Source organism: Hallella seregens ATCC 51272, assembly GCF_000518545.1.
Lineage (GTDB): Bacteria > Bacteroidota > Bacteroidia > Bacteroidales > Bacteroidaceae > Prevotella > Prevotella seregens.
Map to the genome: position 1 here is coordinate 1 of NZ_JADU01000015.1, position 17,124 is coordinate 17,124.

Annotated in this window: 16 protein-coding genes; 5 read left to right on the top strand and 11 right to left on the bottom strand. The window is 58.3% G+C overall.

Going from position 1 to position 17,124, the window contains the following annotated elements; genetic code table 11:
* Positions 1-391: 391 nt before the first annotated feature.
* Positions 392-967, bottom strand: coding sequence for a hypothetical protein (locus L888_RS0105800; RefSeq protein WP_245594829.1), 576 nt, complete (start codon positions 965-967; stop codon positions 392-394).
* Positions 968-1,169: 202 nt separating this feature from the next.
* Between L888_RS0105800 and L888_RS0105805 the strand changes: the two genes are divergently transcribed.
* On the top strand, positions 1,170-1,802 hold the full coding sequence (locus tag L888_RS0105805; RefSeq protein WP_027952202.1) for a hypothetical protein: 633 nt from the start codon (positions 1,170-1,172) through the stop codon (positions 1,800-1,802).
* A gap of 18 nt (positions 1,803-1,820) precedes the next feature.
* Here the strand turns inward: L888_RS0105805 and L888_RS0105810 are convergent, their stop codons facing one another.
* From L888_RS0105810 to L888_RS0105855, 10 genes are all read right to left on the bottom strand, one after another.
* Positions 1,821-3,785, bottom strand: coding sequence for a heavy metal translocating P-type ATPase (locus L888_RS0105810; RefSeq protein WP_027952203.1), 1,965 nt, complete (start codon positions 3,783-3,785; stop codon positions 1,821-1,823).
* Between the two features lie 54 nt (positions 3,786-3,839).
* Entirely contained in the window at positions 3,840-4,055 is a 216-nt protein-coding gene (locus L888_RS0105815; protein ID WP_390182951.1) for a heavy-metal-associated domain-containing protein, read from the bottom strand.
* A gap of 158 nt (positions 4,056-4,213) precedes the next feature.
* Positions 4,214-5,167, bottom strand: coding sequence for a DUF4595 domain-containing protein (locus L888_RS0105820; RefSeq protein ID WP_005844419.1), 954 nt, complete (start codon positions 5,165-5,167; stop codon positions 4,214-4,216).
* A 73-nt stretch (positions 5,168-5,240) separates the two neighbouring features.
* Positions 5,241-5,810, bottom strand: a complete 570-nt coding sequence (locus L888_RS0105825) for an AraC family transcriptional regulator (RefSeq protein ID WP_027952205.1) — start codon at positions 5,808-5,810, stop codon at positions 5,241-5,243.
* A 22-nt stretch (positions 5,811-5,832) separates the two neighbouring features.
* On the bottom strand, positions 5,833-7,188 hold the full coding sequence (locus L888_RS0105830) for an MATE family efflux transporter (protein ID WP_005844423.1): 1,356 nt from the start codon (positions 7,186-7,188) through the stop codon (positions 5,833-5,835).
* A 14-nt stretch (positions 7,189-7,202) separates the two neighbouring features.
* On the bottom strand, positions 7,203-8,282 hold the full coding sequence (locus tag L888_RS0105835; RefSeq protein ID WP_027952206.1) for a bifunctional methionine sulfoxide reductase B/A protein: 1,080 nt from the start codon (positions 8,280-8,282) through the stop codon (positions 7,203-7,205).
* A 33-nt stretch (positions 8,283-8,315) separates the two neighbouring features.
* Positions 8,316-9,419, bottom strand: coding sequence for a UDP-N-acetyl glucosamine 2-epimerase (locus L888_RS0105840; protein ID WP_027952207.1), 1,104 nt, complete (start codon positions 9,417-9,419; stop codon positions 8,316-8,318).
* A gap of 117 nt (positions 9,420-9,536) precedes the next feature.
* Entirely contained in the window at positions 9,537-10,481 is a 945-nt protein-coding gene (locus L888_RS0105845) for an SPFH domain-containing protein (protein ID WP_005844428.1), read from the bottom strand.
* Between the two features lie 35 nt (positions 10,482-10,516).
* Positions 10,517-10,966, bottom strand: a complete 450-nt coding sequence (locus L888_RS0105850; protein WP_005844430.1) for an NfeD family protein — start codon at positions 10,964-10,966, stop codon at positions 10,517-10,519.
* 161 nt (positions 10,967-11,127) lie between these two features.
* Entirely contained in the window at positions 11,128-12,015 is an 888-nt protein-coding gene (locus L888_RS0105855; protein WP_005844432.1) for a M48 family metallopeptidase, read from the bottom strand.
* A gap of 666 nt (positions 12,016-12,681) precedes the next feature.
* Here L888_RS0105855 and L888_RS0105860 point away from each other — a divergent pair.
* From L888_RS0105860 to L888_RS0105875, 4 genes are all read left to right on the top strand, one after another.
* The gene (locus L888_RS0105860) at positions 12,682-13,434 is read left to right on the top strand and encodes an amidohydrolase (protein WP_005844435.1); all 753 of its coding nucleotides are present in this window, start codon (positions 12,682-12,684) and stop codon (positions 13,432-13,434) included.
* Positions 13,435-13,612: 178 nt separating this feature from the next.
* Positions 13,613-15,220: a thiamine pyrophosphate-dependent enzyme gene (locus L888_RS0105865; RefSeq protein WP_015298474.1), complete on the top strand. Its 1,608-nt coding sequence runs from the start codon at positions 13,613-13,615 to the stop codon at positions 15,218-15,220.
* Complete coding sequence (locus tag L888_RS0105870; RefSeq protein ID WP_005844441.1) at positions 15,217-15,792, top strand: indolepyruvate oxidoreductase subunit beta; 576 nt, start codon at positions 15,217-15,219, stop codon at positions 15,790-15,792. The genes L888_RS0105865 and L888_RS0105870 overlap by 4 nt, the downstream gene beginning before the upstream one ends.
* Positions 15,789-17,099 carry an aminotransferase class I/II-fold pyridoxal phosphate-dependent enzyme gene (locus L888_RS0105875; protein WP_027952208.1) on the top strand — a complete coding sequence of 437 codons (1,311 nt, stop codon included), beginning with the start codon at positions 15,789-15,791 and terminating at the stop codon, positions 17,097-17,099. The genes L888_RS0105870 and L888_RS0105875 overlap by 4 nt, the downstream gene beginning before the upstream one ends.
* Positions 17,100-17,124 lie beyond the last annotated feature (25 nt).

A 17,124-nucleotide genomic window follows, 5' to 3' on the forward strand; every position in this document is an offset into this window, starting at 1 on the left:
CCTATTGGGGTTGCACGAGGTTCACCTCGCGCGCGTACGCGTAAGTGTTTTAGAGAGAGGTTACGCCAGTGGCTTGAGAGAGAGAGAGAGAGAGAGAGAGAGTAGCAAATTATTTGGAACTACCAAACAATTCGACGAAAAATTTGCAGGAAAAGTTGTCTTTCCCTGTGCTGCGCACATCCCTTTGCTCTCGTTGTGGAAATGCTGCGGACGCTGATGTCTCTCTATGATGTTCAATACCAAAAACTTGGATTTGGGCGCAAAGGTAGCGATAAAAACAGAAATACGCAAGAGAAATGGCAATTATTGCGCGCTATTCTGCCCTAAAGTGTCTATTTATATACCCTTAAAACGTCTATTCATGCCCCAAACCATCAAATCGTGCCCTGCCTCAATCTTTCAGTTTCTCGAAATGGACGTTGGGGATGGCGTCGGCCCGCTCGAAGCGGGGCCAATAGCCTTCAGGTATCACCCAAGCCTTGCCGGGCTCGCGCGAGCTCTTGAACTGATAGCGGGCATTGATATATCCGTCGGTGCCGTCCTTGGCCAGCACGTAGCAGTAGGCCCGGCGGCGGTAGGCAATAATCTTTCCCCGCTGCTTCACGGCCGTCTCCGTCCACGACCGCTGCGGAATGGCCACACTCACAATCTGGGCGCGGGCATAGCGTCGGGCAAAGTCCTTGCGGCAGATTTCGCGCAGCCCCTCGGTATCGTCACGGAAAAGATTGACCCTGTACACAGGCATGTAATTCACCCCGTCTATCTCCACCTCGTCGCTGTCGCCGCGATGATGCAACCCGAAAAAGTCGCCCACGTTCTTCCCGGCTTTCTTCACGCCCTTACGGGCCTGACCGTAAAGTTCGGTCACGCGCGACTTCACGCTCCTGTTGGTGTCCTTATAGACTTGAGCTTTCGCCGGGGCTGCCAATGCGAACAGCACCACGGCCATGAGACAATTCTTTTTCATCGGCATGTTGTTCTTGTCCGAAGGCAGGGCAACATCGTCCTGCCGGATATGGGGCAAAGGTAGCAATTCTATGCAGGGAGAGGTTTTCCCGTTAGCGTTTTTTATACAAAAGTATAATAAAAAACCGCTTCTCCCTCCCTGCCTCTGCCCGGGAATGCGTAATTTTGCGGCATAAGCATTTGAAGATTCAACCATACCGACGATGAGAAAAACGGCCTATATCCTCTTGGCTGCGGCTTTCTGCCCGGCCCTTGCAGCCCATGCCCAACACCTGCAACCGCTGGCCCCTGTCCCCACTTTTGCCCGGCCGGCCCTGCCCGACTCGGCCTACAGATACGGTTCGCTCCATCAGGGACTCAATGCCAGCCTTGACTTGAGCGTGTTTGCCCAGTTTGGCAAGCACGCACGTCACGGGGCCGGATTCTCCCAAAGGCTCTCGGCCACTTGGCTGCAACCCTTGGGCCGACGCGCCTGGTTGGCCGTGGGCGGATACGTGAACCATGTGAATTGGAGTGGTGACAGCTATACCACCGGCGGCCTTTACGGCGAACTAGGCTATCAGTTCAACGAACACTGGTCGGCCTATCTGTACGGACAGAAGTCGCTTGTCGACAATGGCGTGGGGAGCTACGGCTATCCCTACGGCCGCGGGCTGGACTATCTGGGTACACCTTATTTATATAATGACTTGGGCGACAGGCTGGGGGCCGCCGTGCGATGGACGCCCAACCCCAGCTTCTCGCTCCAACTCTCGGTGGAAAAGAACTGGTTTCCCTCCTACCACGTCGGCTATGCCGACCGATACAAGTACAACTACCCCACCCCACAACAGTAAGCGGAGCCACAACACGGCTCAATCCATCAGCTTGAGCCGCAAACTGTTGAGCACCACACTCACACTCGACAGGGCCATCAGGGCCGAGGCCCACATGGGTGTAATCTGGAAGTCGATGCCGAAGAGGTGCAACAACCCGGCCGCCAGTGGAATGCACACGATGTTGTAGACGAAAGCCCAAAACAGATTTTCCCATATCATGCGCACCGTCTTGTGGCTCAGCGTCACAGCTTCGGGAATGGCCCGCAGGTCATCCGTCATCAATGTCACTTGTGCCACGTCCATCGCGACGTCAGTGCCCTTGCCCATGGCGATGCTCACATCGGCCAGGGCCAAGGCCTGTGTGTCGTTGATGCCGTCGCCCACCATGGCCACCCGCTTGCCGTCGGCCTGCAACCGCCGCACCAGATTCTCCTTGTCCTGTGGCAGCACCTTGCTCCGATAGTGGGCAATGCCGGCTTGCCGGGCCCAGTAACGGGCCGCCTCTTCCTTGTCCCCGCTCATCATATAGACCTCGATGCCGCGTTTCTGCAAGGCCTGCATGGCCTCGCGGGCATGCGGTTTCAGCGTTTCGCGCTGCTCCATAGGCAGTGCATCGGCTTGTGTGAAGTCCACATTCTGATTGGGAATCGTGAGCGTACCCGTCTTGTCGGTCACCAGCACGTCCACCCGCCGCAGGTTCTCCAATGCCGTGGCATCCTTGATGAGCACTTGCTTTTGGGCGGCTTTGCCAATGCCCACCATGAGAGCCGTAGGCGTGGCCAGGCCCATGGCGCATGGACAAGCCACCACAAGCACGGCCACCGCACTGAGAATGGCCTGGGGCAGGGCCGCCGTGCCGCCAATGGCCCACCACGCAAGAAAGGTCAGCACCGCAATGCCCGCCACTACGGGCACGAACACCAAGGCGGCCCGATCCACGATTCGCTGCACGGGAGCCTTGCTGCCCTGCGCCTCCTGCACCATGCGGATGATGTGGGCCAAGGCCGTATGCTCGCCGACTTGGCTGGCGCGCATGCGGAATTTGCCCTGGCTGGGGATGGTGCCGGCCAGCACCCGCGCACCCGCTTTCTTCTCGGCGGGTGTAGGCTCGCCGGTAATCATGCTCTCGTCCACGTAGGCAGCATCGCCTTTCATGAACGAGGCGGCCCAGGTAACCTCGCCGTCCACGGGCACCTTTTCGCCCGGCCGCACCTCCAGCAGGTCGCCCACCTCTATAGCCGAAACCGGAACATCCTCGCCATCGACCACAGACTGCGGCTCCGCTTCGCCCTTTCCACTGGAGGGAACGGGGGAGGCCACAATTCTCGCCGTCTTGGGAGCCATGCCCATGAGCTGGCGAATGCTGCTGGCCGTGCCGTCCTTGGCCTTCTCTTCGAGCAGACGGCCGGTGAGAACGAAAGTAATAATCATCACGCTGGCATCGAAATAGGTGTGCCACACGATGCCCCGGCTCCCCCATACCACGTTTCCCCAAAACGTGTTGAACGCGCTGAATGCAAAGCTGATGCCCGTAGACAGGGCCACCAGCGTGTCCATATTGGCCGTGCCGTGGCGCAACTGCCGCCAGGCCGACACGTAGAACGTCCGACCGCAATACAGCATATTGGCCAGTGCAAGCAGCAGACTGACCTGGTTGGCCATGCTGCGGCTGCCCACAGAGAGCCAATCCATGGAGATGCACATCACCAAAAGAGCGGCCAACCACGACACGACGGTCTTGCGACGCAGCAGCACATACTCACGCTTCTGTATTTCTTCGGCCGAGCGGTCTTGTTCTATCACGAGATCGTAGCCGATGGCATTGATCTCTTTTTTCATGGTTTCGAGCGAGATGCGTGCCGGATCGAAATCCACAAGGGCAGTACGGCCGGGCAGGTTGACCGAGGCACTGGCTATGCCCTCCAGCTCGTTGAGCCTACGCTCCACGTTGGCCGAACAGGCCGAACAGGCCATGCCGATGACAGGAATGGTTTGTTTCATATCCAATCAAATTTTTTCCAGTCCCCTATCCCTTAGGAAAGGGAAGCCGGGCAACTACAAACTCAGTTCGTATCGGCCGCTGGCGGCCACGCTCTCTTTCATCCGGGCTGGGCTGACCTGCCCCTCGTCATAAGTCACGGTGACGCTCTTGTCTGCCAGACTGCCCTCCACAGCGCTCACTCCCGGCAGCGATTTGAGAGCGTTCTCCACCTTGGCCAGGCAATGTTCACACTTCATTCCACTTACTGCAAATGTCTTTGTTTCCATCATGATGTCTGTTTTTAACGATTTGAAAATGGCAAGGAACTGCCATATTACCATTCACCCTGCAAAGGTACGGCCTTTACAGGGTGAGTCTGTTACGGAATTCTGGATGTTCGTTACAAGTTTCCATCCTCCTTTCTTAAGGAGGACAAACGGCGGGGAGGCTATTTCAGCACTTTGCGCACGGTACCATCAGCCGAGCGGATGATGTTCAGGCCCTTGCCCGTGCTCGTCCGGCGCACGCCGTCGGCACGATAATAGCTGTCTGTACCCGTGCCGTTATTGTTGTGTACAGATATGCCCGTAGCATTTTCCCACTCGAAACTTATTGTCTCATTTTCCTCAGGGCCGGTTTGAACAGCACTGACAACTTCGCCCTTTGCATTTTTAGTATAGGCTAATTCAAAGTCATCCCTGGGATCCCAATCATAGGAATGGCTCACGTGTTCCGTGTATTTCACGCTGCGCATGGCATACTTCACCGGCTCTCCATAGCTGTCTTCCAGCAGTTGCCCATACGGCAGGATGGCCTCATAGTCCAGCACATGCAAGAAAGGATTGGTTATTGCAATGATGTAGGGGTTGGTCACGGAGGTGTCGTAGGTGAAGTTCATCTCACCAACAAGCACGCCCTCCCGATAGGTCTTAATATTGGACGGACACCCGTCGGCCCATGTCACCTCATGAATATTGATGTTTTTCCCAGACCCCGCAAGCGTTTCCACCTTCACCAACTGGTTGTCGGCATTGTAAGTAAAGTTGAGCGTATACGTGCTTTTGGGCAAACCGCTTTCGTCATCATTCATCACGACGGTCTCTTTCACGATTTTTCCATCCTTGAGTATACTGGTACGCGAGTCAGTATCCATGAGGCTTCCCTCACTATAACGCTGCACAATCTTGTTCATGCTATAGGCATAGGTGTTGGTGCGAAACTCCACTCCCTCTTCTGCGTCCTCTGAACTGTACACGTCTCTGACGACTCTGCCGAGCGCATCATATTCAAACTTGAGAGACTGTTGCTGGGCTGTAAACCTCAACAACCTGGGGCTGCGCTGTGCCAAGGCACTCCCAGCCAACAGCAGCATGGCTGCAAACACTAAAATTCTTCTTTTCATCTTGTGATTTTATGGTTTAATATTCATCGTTTTCCCTTGCGGGGCATGCTGGCTCACGGCCTATGGACACAGATTAAATGGTGTCGAGGCCTTTCCGGCCCTGCCGCCTCAGCGTCTTGAACTGCGACGGTGTCATGCCCGTGACGCTCTTGAACTGGCTCGACAGATAGGCCACACTGGAGTAGTTCATTTGTAGGGCTATCTCGGTGAGCGTCTTCTCGTCGTAGGTCAGCAACTCTTTCACCCGCTCGATACGCTGCTCTATATAGTAACGCTCGATGGTTTTCGAGGTGTATTCGGAGAACAGTTTGGAGAGTGTGGAGTAATCTTGATGGAGTTCCTGCTGCAAGAAGCCCGAGAGATTGAGCGACGTCTGGTTGTCGAGATAGTGCACCAGCTTGATGATGCCGGCCTTGATCTGCTCAATGGTCTGCAAGCGGCGGTTATCGAGCAGCTCAAATCCCAGAGCCTCCAACCCCTCACGCAGCTGAGCCAACTGGCTCTCGCCGGGCACTCCGGCCACACGAACCACGCCCAAATCCACCTCGACGGGTTCCAGCCCCACTTGGCGCAACGTCTTGTCCACTGCCATCTTGCAGCGGTCGCACACCATGTTCTTGACGTATAAAGTTGTTTCTGACATACCTTGATGCTTTAACAGGTTTTCAGGCCGCCCTCATCGGGGTGGCGCGCAACTCCCGGAAGAATCCCCACACGATGGGAACGGTGAGCAAGAGGGCCAGCACATCGCTCCACGCTTGGCACATTTCCACCCCCAGCAGACCGAAATAGCGGGGGAGCACTACCACCAGAGGTACGAAAAACAGTCCCTGGCGGGCGGCGGCCAGCAGGTTGGCACGCCACGGTTTGCGGCAAGTCTGCATGAGCATGTTGCTGCAAATGCCAAACGCATTGACGGGCCACGTGATGAGTTGCAGACGCAGAGCCTTCACGCCTATGGCTATCACGGCCGGGTCGTTGCGGAAGATGCCGATGGAACTCCCGCTGAACAGCATGAACGCCACGGACACAACCACCAGAAAAGCCGTGCCCAGCTTCACCGTGAACCAGAAGCCTTGGCGCAGACGCGGGTAGAGACCGGCCCCATAACAGAAGCCGCAGAAAGGCTGAAAGCCCTGGCCCAGGCCGATGACCACCGACATGACGAGCATGGAAATGCGGCCCACGATGCTCATGGCCGCAATGGCGGCATCGCCGTAACGGCCGGAGGCCACGTTGAGAGCCCACGTGGCCACGGCTCCCAGTCCCTGCCGACTGAGCGACGGGCTGCCGCCAAAGAAGATCTCCTTGAGCAAGGCGGGCGACGGACTGAAGCTGCGCAGACGGATGGGAATGTTCTCGCCACGATAAGTCATATAGAGCAAAATGGCGAAGCTCACCACCTGCCCCACCACCGTGGCCAGGGCCGCGCCGTCAACACCCATGTCCAGCCCAAAGATGAAGAGCGGGTCGAGCCCTACGTTGAGCACGGCACCAGTGACAATGCCCACCATGGCCAACGAGGCGTTGCCCTGAAAGCGCATCTGGTTGTTGAGCGTGAGCGAACTCGTGAGAAACGGCGCACCGAGGAGCACGATGCCCATGTAGCGTTCGGTATAGGGCAGGATGGTGGGCGTGGAGCCAAGCCACCGGCTGAGCGGCGTGAGCCACAACTCACCCAGCGCCAGGATGACCACCCCCGTCAGGAACGACCAACAGAAGCCCGTGGCCGCCATGCGTGCAGCCGTATCGTGCCGACGCGCCCCCAGTTCGCGCGAAATAAAATTGCCCGAACCGTGTCCAAAGAAGAAACCGAACGACTGGATGACAAACATCATGCTGAACACAATGCCCACGGCGGCCGTGGACTGCGTGTTGATATGGCCGACAAAGAAGGTGTCGGCCATGTTGTAAAGGTTCGTCACCAACATGGAGACGATAGTGGGGACGGCCATCGTGATGATGACACGGTGGATAGGCGCCGAGGTGAGAAAGGTGTAATTGTCAGTATGTCCGTGCATGGAGCAACGTCGGTTTAGCGATTGGCCTTGCGCGCATACTCGAAGAGCGCCTTGGGCAGATGGCAGTAACCGTTGGGGTTCTTGTCGAGATAATCCTGATGATAGGTCTCGGCGGCATAGAAATTCTTCAGCGGTTTCACCTCCACGACGATGGGACGGCCCACCTTTTGCTGCTGCCGCGCCATGACCCTACGGATAACAGGCAGGTCGCTTTCGTCGGTATAGTAGATGCCCGTGCGGTACTGTGTGCCGCGGTCGTGGCCCTGCTGGTTGAGGCTGGTTGGGTCGATGGCCAGGAAATAGAGGTCGAGCAGCTTCTCAAGCCCTATGCTGGCGGCATCATAGCGCAGGTGCACCGTCTCGGCAAACTGCGTCTTGTCAGTGCACACCTCCTCATAGGTGGGGTTGGGAGTGATGCCGTTGGCATAGCCTACCTCGGTCTCTGCCACGCCTTTCACTTGTTTGAAATAGTGCTCAGTGCCCCAGAAGCAGCCACCGGCAAGATAAATTTCTTTCATCGTTTTCTGTTTTTTGCCCAACAATTTCAGGTAGGCTCCATAGCCTTCGGCCTCCATCTGCGCCTCGGGCACGAAGCGCAGCGAAGCACTGTTAATGCAGTAGCGCGTACCTCCACGCTCGGCAGGGCCGTCGTCGAACACGTGGCCCAGATGGGCTCCACCCAACTTGCTGCGTACCTCGGTACGCACCATGCCGTGCGAACGGTCGGTGACGGTCTCGAGCAGACCGTCGTCTATGGGGCGGGAGAAAGCCGGCCAGCCGCATCCCGAGTCGTACTTGTCGGTCGAGACAAAGAGCGGTTGGCCCGTGGTGACGTCCACATAGATGCCCGGCCGGAACTCATGGTCGTAGGCATTGGCAAAGGGACGCTCGGTGGCTGCGTGCTGCGTCACCTCGTATTGCTCTGGGGTAAGCGTCCTGCGAAGCTGGGCTTCGCTGAGTTTGACATACTGATGGGTGTCGTTGATTTCCATACGCGGCGTTGTATTATGGCCGTTCTTCTTGGTCTGCCCGTTGACGTGGCAGGCCGAGAACAGTAGCGGCAAGGCTAAAAGTCCAAAAATACTCGTTCTCATGTTATCCTTCTTGGGTTAAAAATGATTCGTGGCTTAGGTCTGAACACCGCTTTCGGCCAAGATACGGACGATGCGCTCGGCACTGCGGCCGTCCCAGCGGTCGGGAATGCCAGCCGTCTTCCACTCGCCCCGCACCATGCGGCCCACGGCATCCGACAGCTGTGCGGCATTCTCGCCCACGAGCACATTGGTGCCCACCTTGACGGTTTCGATGTGCTCGGTGTAGCTGTTGAGCGTGATGCACGGCACTTGATTGAACGTGGCCTCCTCGGCCACGTTGCCCGAGTCGGTGACAATACCCATGGCATGGGTCGTGAGCCAGCAAAATTCGAGGTAGCCCAGCGAGTCGATAAGCTTGATATGGCTGCCACCCGTCTTGGGCAGACAGGCCTCGACAGCCTCGCGCGCCGGCCCGCGCAGCGGAGCCACGACGGGCACACCGTCGGCCCGGGCGTCGAGCGCGCGCACCATCTCGCGCAGGTTGTCGGCATCGTGGATGAGGGCCTTGCGGTTGAGGGTGAAGACGATGTAGCGGCCCTCCTTGAGTCCCAGCTCGTCGCAGACGGTGGGGCGAACGAGCCGTCCGTGATTGAAACGCAGGTTGTCGATGAGCACATTGCCCACCATGAACACGCGCGAGAGCTCCGCTCCCTCGCGGTTGGCAATGGAATTGTTGCTGATGCCGGCCGTGAAAAGCATGTCGGACAAGCCGTCGATGACTAGTCGGTTGATTTCCTTGGGCATCGAAATGTCGAAACTGCGGGTGCCGGCAGCGATATGTGCCAGGCGAATGCCCTGCTTCTTGGTCACGATGGACACGGCCATCGTGGAGGCCAGGTCGTCTACAACGACCACCACGTCGGCCGGCTGCTGCTGCAAATAACGCTCGAAGGCAGCCATGACCCGGCCCGTCAGCTCGTTGAGATTGGAGCAAGTGACACCCAGAAACACGTCGGGGCGGCGTATCCGGAGGTCGTCGAAGAGCGTGCCGTCGAGTGTCGCATCGTCGGCTGCGCCGGTATAGACCAGCTGATAACGGATTTGCCGGCCCCGGGACTCAGCCGTCTCCATCGCTCTGATGACCGGAGCCACCTTGATCAAGTTGGGGCGAGCCCCACAAACTATGCAAATATTCATGGATTTTCGACTTATAACTCTTGCAAAAGTAATAAAAAAAAGAATGACTGCCAATAGATTTACAGTCATTCTTTCCACAGAAATTGCTCTTCGGACGGGCGCAAAGACCCGCGGCCGCTACTTGAACAACTCCTTGATTCCGCCCAGACTGCCCATCAGGTTGCTGGCTTCGTAGGGCAGGAAGACGGTCTTGTTCTTGTCGCCCGTGGCCAATTCCTGCATCATGCGGATGTATTTCTGGGCAAGGAGGTAGTTGGCGGGATTGGTTGACTGCCCCACCGCCTCGGTAATCTTCCCTATGGCAACGGCTTCGGCCTCGGCTTTGCGGATACGTGCCTGGGCTTCGCCCTCGGCGCGAAGGATGGCTTGCTGCTTGTCGGCCTCGGCACGGTTGATGGTTGCGGTCTTGTCGCCCTCGGATTGCAGAATCTGCGACTGCTTGTGGCCCTCCGAAGTCAGAATCGTGGCCCGCTTGTCGCGCTCGGCCTGCATCTGTTTTTCCATGGCCTGGAGCACGCTTTTGGGAGGAATAATGTCCTGCAGCTCCACACGGTTCACCTTGATGCCCCACTTGTTGGTCGCATCGTCGAGCACGCCGCGCAGTTTATTGTTGATGGTATCGCGCGAGGTGAGCGTCTGATCCAGCTCCATCTCGCCAATGATATTGCGCAGCGTGGTCTGCGTGAGCTTCTCAATGGCGTTGGGCAAGTTGCTAATCTCATAGACAGCCTTGAACGGATCGACGATCTGGAAGTAGAGCAGGGCGTTGATTTGCATCTGGATATTGTCCTTGGTAATCACGTTTTGCTTGTCGAAATCGTACACCTGCTCCCGCAAATCAATGGAGTTGCTATAGGTGTAACGCCCTTGAACAAGGGTGATGATGGTCTTGGGCCGGTCGATAAACGGGATGATGATATTGATACCCGGCTTGAGGGTAGCATAGTACTTGCCGAGCCGCTCGATGATCTTGGTCTCGCTCTGGGGGATGATGACCAGCGACATCTTGGCAAAAAGAAGCACAAGGACGATGAGTCCTATCAAAACATAGGTTCCAATCATGATATTTAAAGTTAAGATAATGGTTTGTCAGTGGTTCAGAGCCGTTCCACGGAGAGGATGATGCTGTCGCGCGCCACGACCCTCACCCGGTCTCCGCTGACCGCAGCGCCGGTATAGGCGTCCATGCGCGCCTGCCACATGTCACCGTCTATCTTCACATAGCCGGTGGAACGCTCCGGAATGTCTTCCACCACAATGCCTTCGCGCCCGATGAGGGCGTCGGCATTGCTCGCCTGCTCCCTGTCGCTGCTGTGCAGATAACGCACGACAAAAGGACGCACGCCGAGCACACTGCCGGCCGAAAAGACGATGAAGGCCAGGACCTGAACCCAGAACGGCGCGGCAAACAATGACACCACGACGGCGCAAGCCGCGCCAATGGCGAAACACATAATATAGAATGTACCCGAGGAAACCTCCAGGATGAGGGCCAGAACACTAATCAGCGTCCACACCAGCCACAGGTTATGCGTAAGGTAGTCCATCGTGATTTTGATGTTTGATATGAGTCTTTTCGCTTACAAATATAGGCAAAAAAATAATGGCAGCAAGGATTTGCCGCCATTATTTTGCGAATATGCAGCCGAAAAGCCCCGATGACGCTTCCGGCAGATGCGTCTTGTCCGACGACCGGCTCCCCGCCGGCTTATCTTCTTTTCCGGGTGGCCTTGCGCGTCGGAGCCGGGCGTTTGGCAGTCGTCGTGACCGTCTTGGCCCCGCTGGCGGCGTAATATTTCTCGGCCTCGGGGAGCCAACCCCGAATGTTGGCAATGCGCTTGGCGTCGCTGGGATGGTCGCTCATGAAGTCGGAAGTCTTGCCACCCGAGCCCGCCGACATACGCTGCCAGAACGAGACGGCGTTCTGCGGGTCGTAGCCGGCCATAGCAGCAAAGATGAGTCCCATGTAGTCGGCCTCGGTCTCATTGTCGCGCGAATACTTGAGATTGCGGAACGAGAACACGCCGCTGGCCACTTGCGAGGCAATGTCGCCCACGCCGCTGCCCACTACACCGTTGAGCACGGCACCGCCAATGGAGGTCAGCGCGCCCTGATTCTGCTTCTTGGTGAGCTGTTCGGCACTGTGCTTGGCCACGGCATGGGCTATTTCGTGTCCCAGCACCACGGCCAGCGAGGCCTCGTTCTGCGTGTAAGGCAGCAGTCCCTCATAGACCACGATCTTGCCTCCGGGCATGCAGAAGGCGTTGGCCTGGTTGTCTTGCACGAGGTTGAACTCCCACTGGAAGTTCTTCAGCTCGCCCGCGTAGCCGTTGTTGCGCAGGTAAGTCTCCACGGCCGAGGCCAGTTTCCGGCCCACGCGCGTCACCATGGCCGTGTTGGCCGCATTGGAAGACCGCTTGGCCGAGGCCATAAACTTGGTGTATTCCGCGTTGCTGAGACTCAGAATCTGGGCATCGGAATAGCTGCCCGAGATGCGATGGGTGCGCCCCGTCAGGGGAACCTTGGAGGCTGTGCCGCAGCCAGCCAGCAGTGTGGCGGCCAGAAACACCGTCAGAAAAAGCTTCATACTTCTCATTCTCTTCTTGAATTTGATTTTTATAACTGTCTTTCCGAACTTCCGTACTGGGTTGCAAAGGTACGGATTAATCCGTAGAGCAGACCACCCGAGGCCGCATCTTTTGCTTTTTTTTAATCTGCACCAGGGGCAAACCGGGGTTACACCTATTATTATATATAGGAGGAGACAGTCGCCCTGCCGCCCCGACCGCCCTGCCGCAACGGGCGGAATACGGGCTGTTCAATCGATTGCACAAGGAAAAGGCCGTTTCGTGCCCTCTTTTGCGGCGGCCACACGGATTTTCTGCCTATCTTTGCAGCGGACTCAAAGCCAAGGGCAACAACCGCGGCCTGTGGGTTCCGGTCAGTAGAAAAAAAAGTGTAAGAGCAGAAGCCGACAGGCCCGCGAGGCCTCGAAGCATACCATTTACCAAATGGTTGTTAGATTTGATGATTGGTTTAACAAGAAAGAAAGTTAAGATTAGATTGTTTTAGGTTGAAAAGGCGGCAGACTGTCTTCGGACGGTCTGCCGCCCTTGTTTTGTCGGAGCGGCGGCGGTCATAGCCGCAAATGGGGGCAAGGCGACGCCGATGTAACACGAATGTAAAAAGGAGAAACATTTCTTGTTAAACCGAAGATTATTTCGTACTTTTGCTTTCAATATGTAAAACAAGAGCGAACAAGATGAAAATAACGCTGCTCCAAACCGATATAGCATGGGCCCAACCCACTGCCAACCACAAGACTATAGCCGCCTTGCTCGACGCCAACGCCGGGGCCGACCTCTACGTGCTGCCCGAAATGTTCTCCACGGGCTTTGCCACAGCCCCCCGGGGCATAGCCGAGGCCCACGGACAGAGCCTGGCATGGATGCAGGGCGAGGCCCGCAAGCGCGGCTGTGCACTGGCCGGCAGCGTGGCCACCGAGGAGCAGGGGCGGTATTACAACCGCTTCTACTTTGTGTTTCCCGACGGCAGCGAGCGTCACTACGACAAGCGGCACCTCTTCACCTACGGCGGCGAAGACCGGCAGTTCACGGCCGGGCGGGAGCGCGTGGTGGTGGAATATGCCGGATTCAGAATCCTGCTGCAAGTGTGCTACGACCTGCGTTTCCCCGTCTTCAGCCGCAACCGCAAGGACTACGACCTCGCGCTCTACGTGGCCAGCTGGCCCACTGCGCGCCTGTCGGCCTGGACCACGCTGCTCCACGCCCGCGCCATCGAAAACCAATGCTACGTGGCCGGCGTGGACCGCACGGGCAACGACCCCGCATGCAGCTACAGCGGTGGCACGGAACTGATAGACCCTTACGGCAACACCATCGCCGCATGCAGGCGCGGGCAGGTGGACGTGGTGACGGCAGATCTCGACATAGAGCCGCTGAAAGCCTTTCGCAGCAAGTTCCCCGTGCTGGACGACGCCGACCCGTTGCCCTGAAGCCGCTGCACCACAACGCCGTAATCGCCGCGCCGTCACGGCGTAATCGCAACGCCAAAACGCCGTAATCGCGAGGCCAAAACGGTGCAATCGCAAGGCCGTTACACCGTCATCGCGACGCCAGCAGGCCGCACACCACCCCATCCAACCCCAGAAAACCCATTTGAACACGAATAACATGACAGAAAAGAAACTGCTGCTCGGCGACGAAGCCATCGCTCTGGGTGCCATCCACGCCGGTCTCTCGGGTGTCTATGCCTATCCGGGCACACCCTCGACAGAGATTACAGAGTTTATCCAGAACGACCCGACGGCCGCGCAGCGCGGCATACGCAGCCGATGGTGCACCAATGAAAAGACGGCCATGGAGGCCGCACTGGGCATGTCGTATGCCGGCAAGCGCGCCCTGGTGTGCATGAAACACGTGGGCCTGAACGTCTGTGCCGATGCCTTTGTCAACTCAGCCATCACGGGAGTGAACGGCGGCATCGTGGTGCTCGTGGCCGACGACCCCTCGATGCACTCGTCGCAGAACGAGCAAGACAGCCGCTTCTATGGCAAGTTTGCCATGATTCCCATCTTCGAGCCGAGCAACCAGCAGGAGTGTTTCGACATTCCAAAGCTGGCGTTCCGCACGTCGGAGGCCCTGAAACTGCCCGTGCTGGTGCGCATTGTGACGCGTCTGGCCCACTCGCGCGCCTCGGTGACCATCGGCAGCGAACTGAAAGCGCCCAACGCGCTCCGCCCCGACGAGGGCAAGCACTGGGTGCTGCTGCCCGCCATCGCCCGCAGGAACTACGCCGGCCTCATTGCCAAACAGCCCGAATTGCTGCGCCTCTCGGAGGAGGGCGGCCGCAACCAGCTGGAGCTGCAAGAGGGCAAGGGCGTGGGCGTGATAGCCTGTGGCATTGCCTACAACTATGTGAAGGAGGCCGGGGCCACGGGCGTGTCGGCCATTCTGAAACTGAACCAGTACCCCCTGCCCGAGAAGCTGATTGCAGAACTGGCCGCCATGAGCGACCGAATGCTCGTGGTGGAAGACGGGCAGCCCTTTGTCGAAGAGAGCCTCAAAGCCCTGCTGGGCAAGGATTACAAGGTTTGCGGCCGCCTCACGGGCGACCTGCCGCGCACCGGCGAGCTCACCCCCGACAACGTGGGCAAGGCACTTGGCCAGACCATCGACATGCCGTTCGCCCCCATCGACGACGTGGTGGGGCGTCCGCCGGCCCTTTGCCAAGGCTGCGGCCACCGCGACGTGTACACCGCCCTGAACGAGGTGGCGGCCGAATACGAGGGTGCACGCATCTTCGGCGACATCGGTTGCTACACGCTGGGCGCGCTGCCCCCGTTCCAGTCCATCGCCAGCTGTGTGGACATGGGGGCCAGCATCACCATGGCCAAGGGCGCGGCCGACGCCGGACTGTTCCCCGCCATTGCCGTCATCGGCGACTCCACCTTCACCCACAGCGGCATGACGGGCCTGCTCGATGCCGTGAACGACAGGGCCAACATCACGGTCGTCATCTCCGACAACCTCACGACGGCCATGACCGGAGGGCAGGATTCGGCCGGAACCAACAAGTTCGAGGCCATCTGCCTGGGGCTGGGCGTGGAGCCGGAACATGTGCGCGTGGTGACGCCGCTGGCCAAGAACATGCCGGAAATCACGCAGACGCTGCGCGAAGAATTCGAGTATCAGGGCGTCAGTGTCATCATCCCACGCCGAGAATGCGTGCAGACACTGAGCCGCAAAGCACGTAAGAACAAAGCTGAAAAGAAGTCATGAGAAAGAACATTATCCTGTCGGGCGTGGGCGGACAAGGCATCCTCTCCATCGCTACAGTCATTGGCGAGGCCGCCACGGCGGCCAGCCTCCATCTGAAACAGGCCGAGGTACACGGCATGAGCCAGCGCGGCGGCGACGTGCAGAGCAACCTGCGGCTGAGCACCGAGGAGATATACAGCGACCTGATACCGCAGGGACAGGCCGACATCATCATCGCCATGGAGCCCATGGAGGCCCTGCGCTACGTGCCGTTCCTGAACAAGGACGGATGGGTGATTACCTCGTCGGAGCCCCTCGTCAACATTCCCAACTACCCGGACGCGCAGCGCGTGGCCGACGCTCTGCGGCGTTTGCCCCACGTCAAGGCCCTGCCCATCAACAGCATGGCCAGGGAACACCACATGCCCAAGAGCGCCAACATGCTCCTGCTGGGCATGGCAGCCGACACGATCGGCATACTTTCGCCCGAGCAACTACGGGCCGCCATCGGCCGTATCTTTGCCGCCAAGGGCGCGCGCGTGGTGGAAGACAACTACAAGGCCTTTGATTTGGGATTAAAAGAAGAGCGATGAAGATATTCAGTGAACAGTTGGTCGACGAGGCTTGCGCACAGTCGCACGTGGCCGACCTCTCGCATGCCACCATCGGCGAGACGCTTCTGGTGGCCCAGTATCTGGAACAAAAGACGGGCATTCCCTTTGTGCGCATGGACCAAGGGTCGCCGGGACTGCCCGCCAACCACTACGGCATAGAAGCCGAAAAGCGTGCACTCGACCGCGGGGTGGGCAGTCAATATCCGCCGGCCGCCGGGGTGAGAGAGCTGAAAGAGGCCGCCCATGAGTTTGTGAAAGCCTTTGTCAACGTGGACGTGAGCGCACGCAGCTGCGTGCCCACCACGGGCAGCGTGGCCGGGAGCTTCGGCGCTTTCATCGCCACCACCCAGCGCATTCCGGGCAAGGATAAGGTGCTGTTCATCGACCCGGGCTTCCCCATCCAGAAGTCGCAGCTCCGCGTGCTGGGCATCGAGTGGAAAGAGTTCGACATTTATCCCTACCGCGGCGAGAAGTTGAAAGCCAAGCTCGAAGACGAACTCAAAGACGGCGACGTGGCGGCCATCGTCTACTCCAATCCCAACAACCCGGCATGGATATGCCTGGAGGAGCCCGAGCTGCAAGTGATAGGCGAGCTGGCCACCAGATACGACGCTGTGGTGCTGGAGGATCTGGCCTACTTCTGCATGGATTACCGGCGCGACCTGGGCCATCCCTACCGGCCGCCCTACGTGCCCACCGTGGCCCGATACACGGAAAACTACGTGCTGATGCTCTCGTCGAGCAAGATATTCAGCTACGCCGGTCAGCGCATGGCGCTGGTTTGCATCAGCGACGCCCTGTTCGACAAGCACTATCCCGCCCTGCAGCAACGCTACCATGACGCGGGGGTGTTCGGCAGCACGTTCATCGCCGAGATACTCTACATGATGACCAGCGGCTGCACCGCCTCCACGCAGTACGGCTATGCCGAGATGCTGCGACTGAGTTGCGAGGGCAAAATCAACTTCGTGGAAGACACGCGCGAGTACGAACGGCGGGCCAACAAGATGAAGGAGATATTCTGTCGGCACGGCTTCCGCGTGGTCTATGACCGCGACGTGACACGCGAAGTGGGCGACGGCTTCTTCTTCACACTGGGCTATCCCGGACTCACGGGCGGTCAGCTGGCCAAGGAATTGATGTATTACGGCGTGAGTAGCATCTCTCTCGACACCACCGGCAGCCGTCAGGAGGGTGTGCGAGCCTGTACCAGCCGCATGCGCGACGAGCTCTATACTGTGCTCGACGACCGCATGCGCCAGTTCCACGACGACCATCAGCTGTAGCCTACTACCTTAATTACCTATTATG

Excerpts from the sequence above, each read along its gene's own strand:
- L888_RS0105820 (WP_005844419.1), bottom strand. The coding sequence starts at position 5,167 with ATGAAAAGAAGAATTTTAGTGTTTGCAGCCATGCTGCTGTTGGCTGGG.
- L888_RS0105845 (WP_005844428.1), bottom strand. The coding sequence starts at position 10,481 with ATGATTGGAACCTATGTTTTGATAGGACTCATCGTCCTTGTGCTTCTT.
- L888_RS0105850 (WP_005844430.1), bottom strand. The coding sequence starts at position 10,966 with ATGGACTACCTTACGCATAACCTGTGGCTGGTGTGGACGCTGATTAGT.
- L888_RS0105865 (WP_015298474.1), top strand. The coding sequence starts at position 13,613 with ATGACAGAAAAGAAACTGCTGCTCGGCGACGAAGCCATCGCTCTGGGT.
- L888_RS0105835 (WP_027952206.1), bottom strand. The coding sequence starts at position 8,282 with ATGAGAACGAGTATTTTTGGACTTTTAGCCTTGCCGCTACTGTTCTCG.
- L888_RS0105870 (WP_005844441.1), top strand. The coding sequence starts at position 15,217 with ATGAGAAAGAACATTATCCTGTCGGGCGTGGGCGGACAAGGCATCCTC.
- L888_RS0105840 (WP_027952207.1), bottom strand. The coding sequence starts at position 9,419 with ATGAATATTTGCATAGTTTGTGGGGCTCGCCCCAACTTGATCAAGGTG.
- L888_RS0105815 (WP_390182951.1), bottom strand. The coding sequence starts at position 4,055 with ATGATGGAAACAAAGACATTTGCAGTAAGTGGAATGAAGTGTGAACAT.
- L888_RS0105800 (WP_245594829.1), bottom strand. The coding sequence starts at position 967 with ATGAAAAAGAATTGTCTCATGGCCGTGGTGCTGTTCGCATTGGCAGCC.
- L888_RS0105855 (WP_005844432.1), bottom strand. The coding sequence starts at position 12,015 with ATGAGAAGTATGAAGCTTTTTCTGACGGTGTTTCTGGCCGCCACACTG.
- L888_RS0105830 (WP_005844423.1), bottom strand. The coding sequence starts at position 7,188 with ATGCACGGACATACTGACAATTACACCTTTCTCACCTCGGCGCCTATC.
- L888_RS0105860 (WP_005844435.1), top strand. The coding sequence starts at position 12,682 with ATGAAAATAACGCTGCTCCAAACCGATATAGCATGGGCCCAACCCACT.
- L888_RS0105810 (WP_027952203.1), bottom strand. The coding sequence starts at position 3,785 with ATGAAACAAACCATTCCTGTCATCGGCATGGCCTGTTCGGCCTGTTCG.
- L888_RS0105805 (WP_027952202.1), top strand. The coding sequence starts at position 1,170 with ATGAGAAAAACGGCCTATATCCTCTTGGCTGCGGCTTTCTGCCCGGCC.
- L888_RS0105875 (WP_027952208.1), top strand. The coding sequence starts at position 15,789 with ATGAAGATATTCAGTGAACAGTTGGTCGACGAGGCTTGCGCACAGTCG.
- L888_RS0105825 (WP_027952205.1), bottom strand. The coding sequence starts at position 5,810 with ATGTCAGAAACAACTTTATACGTCAAGAACATGGTGTGCGACCGCTGC.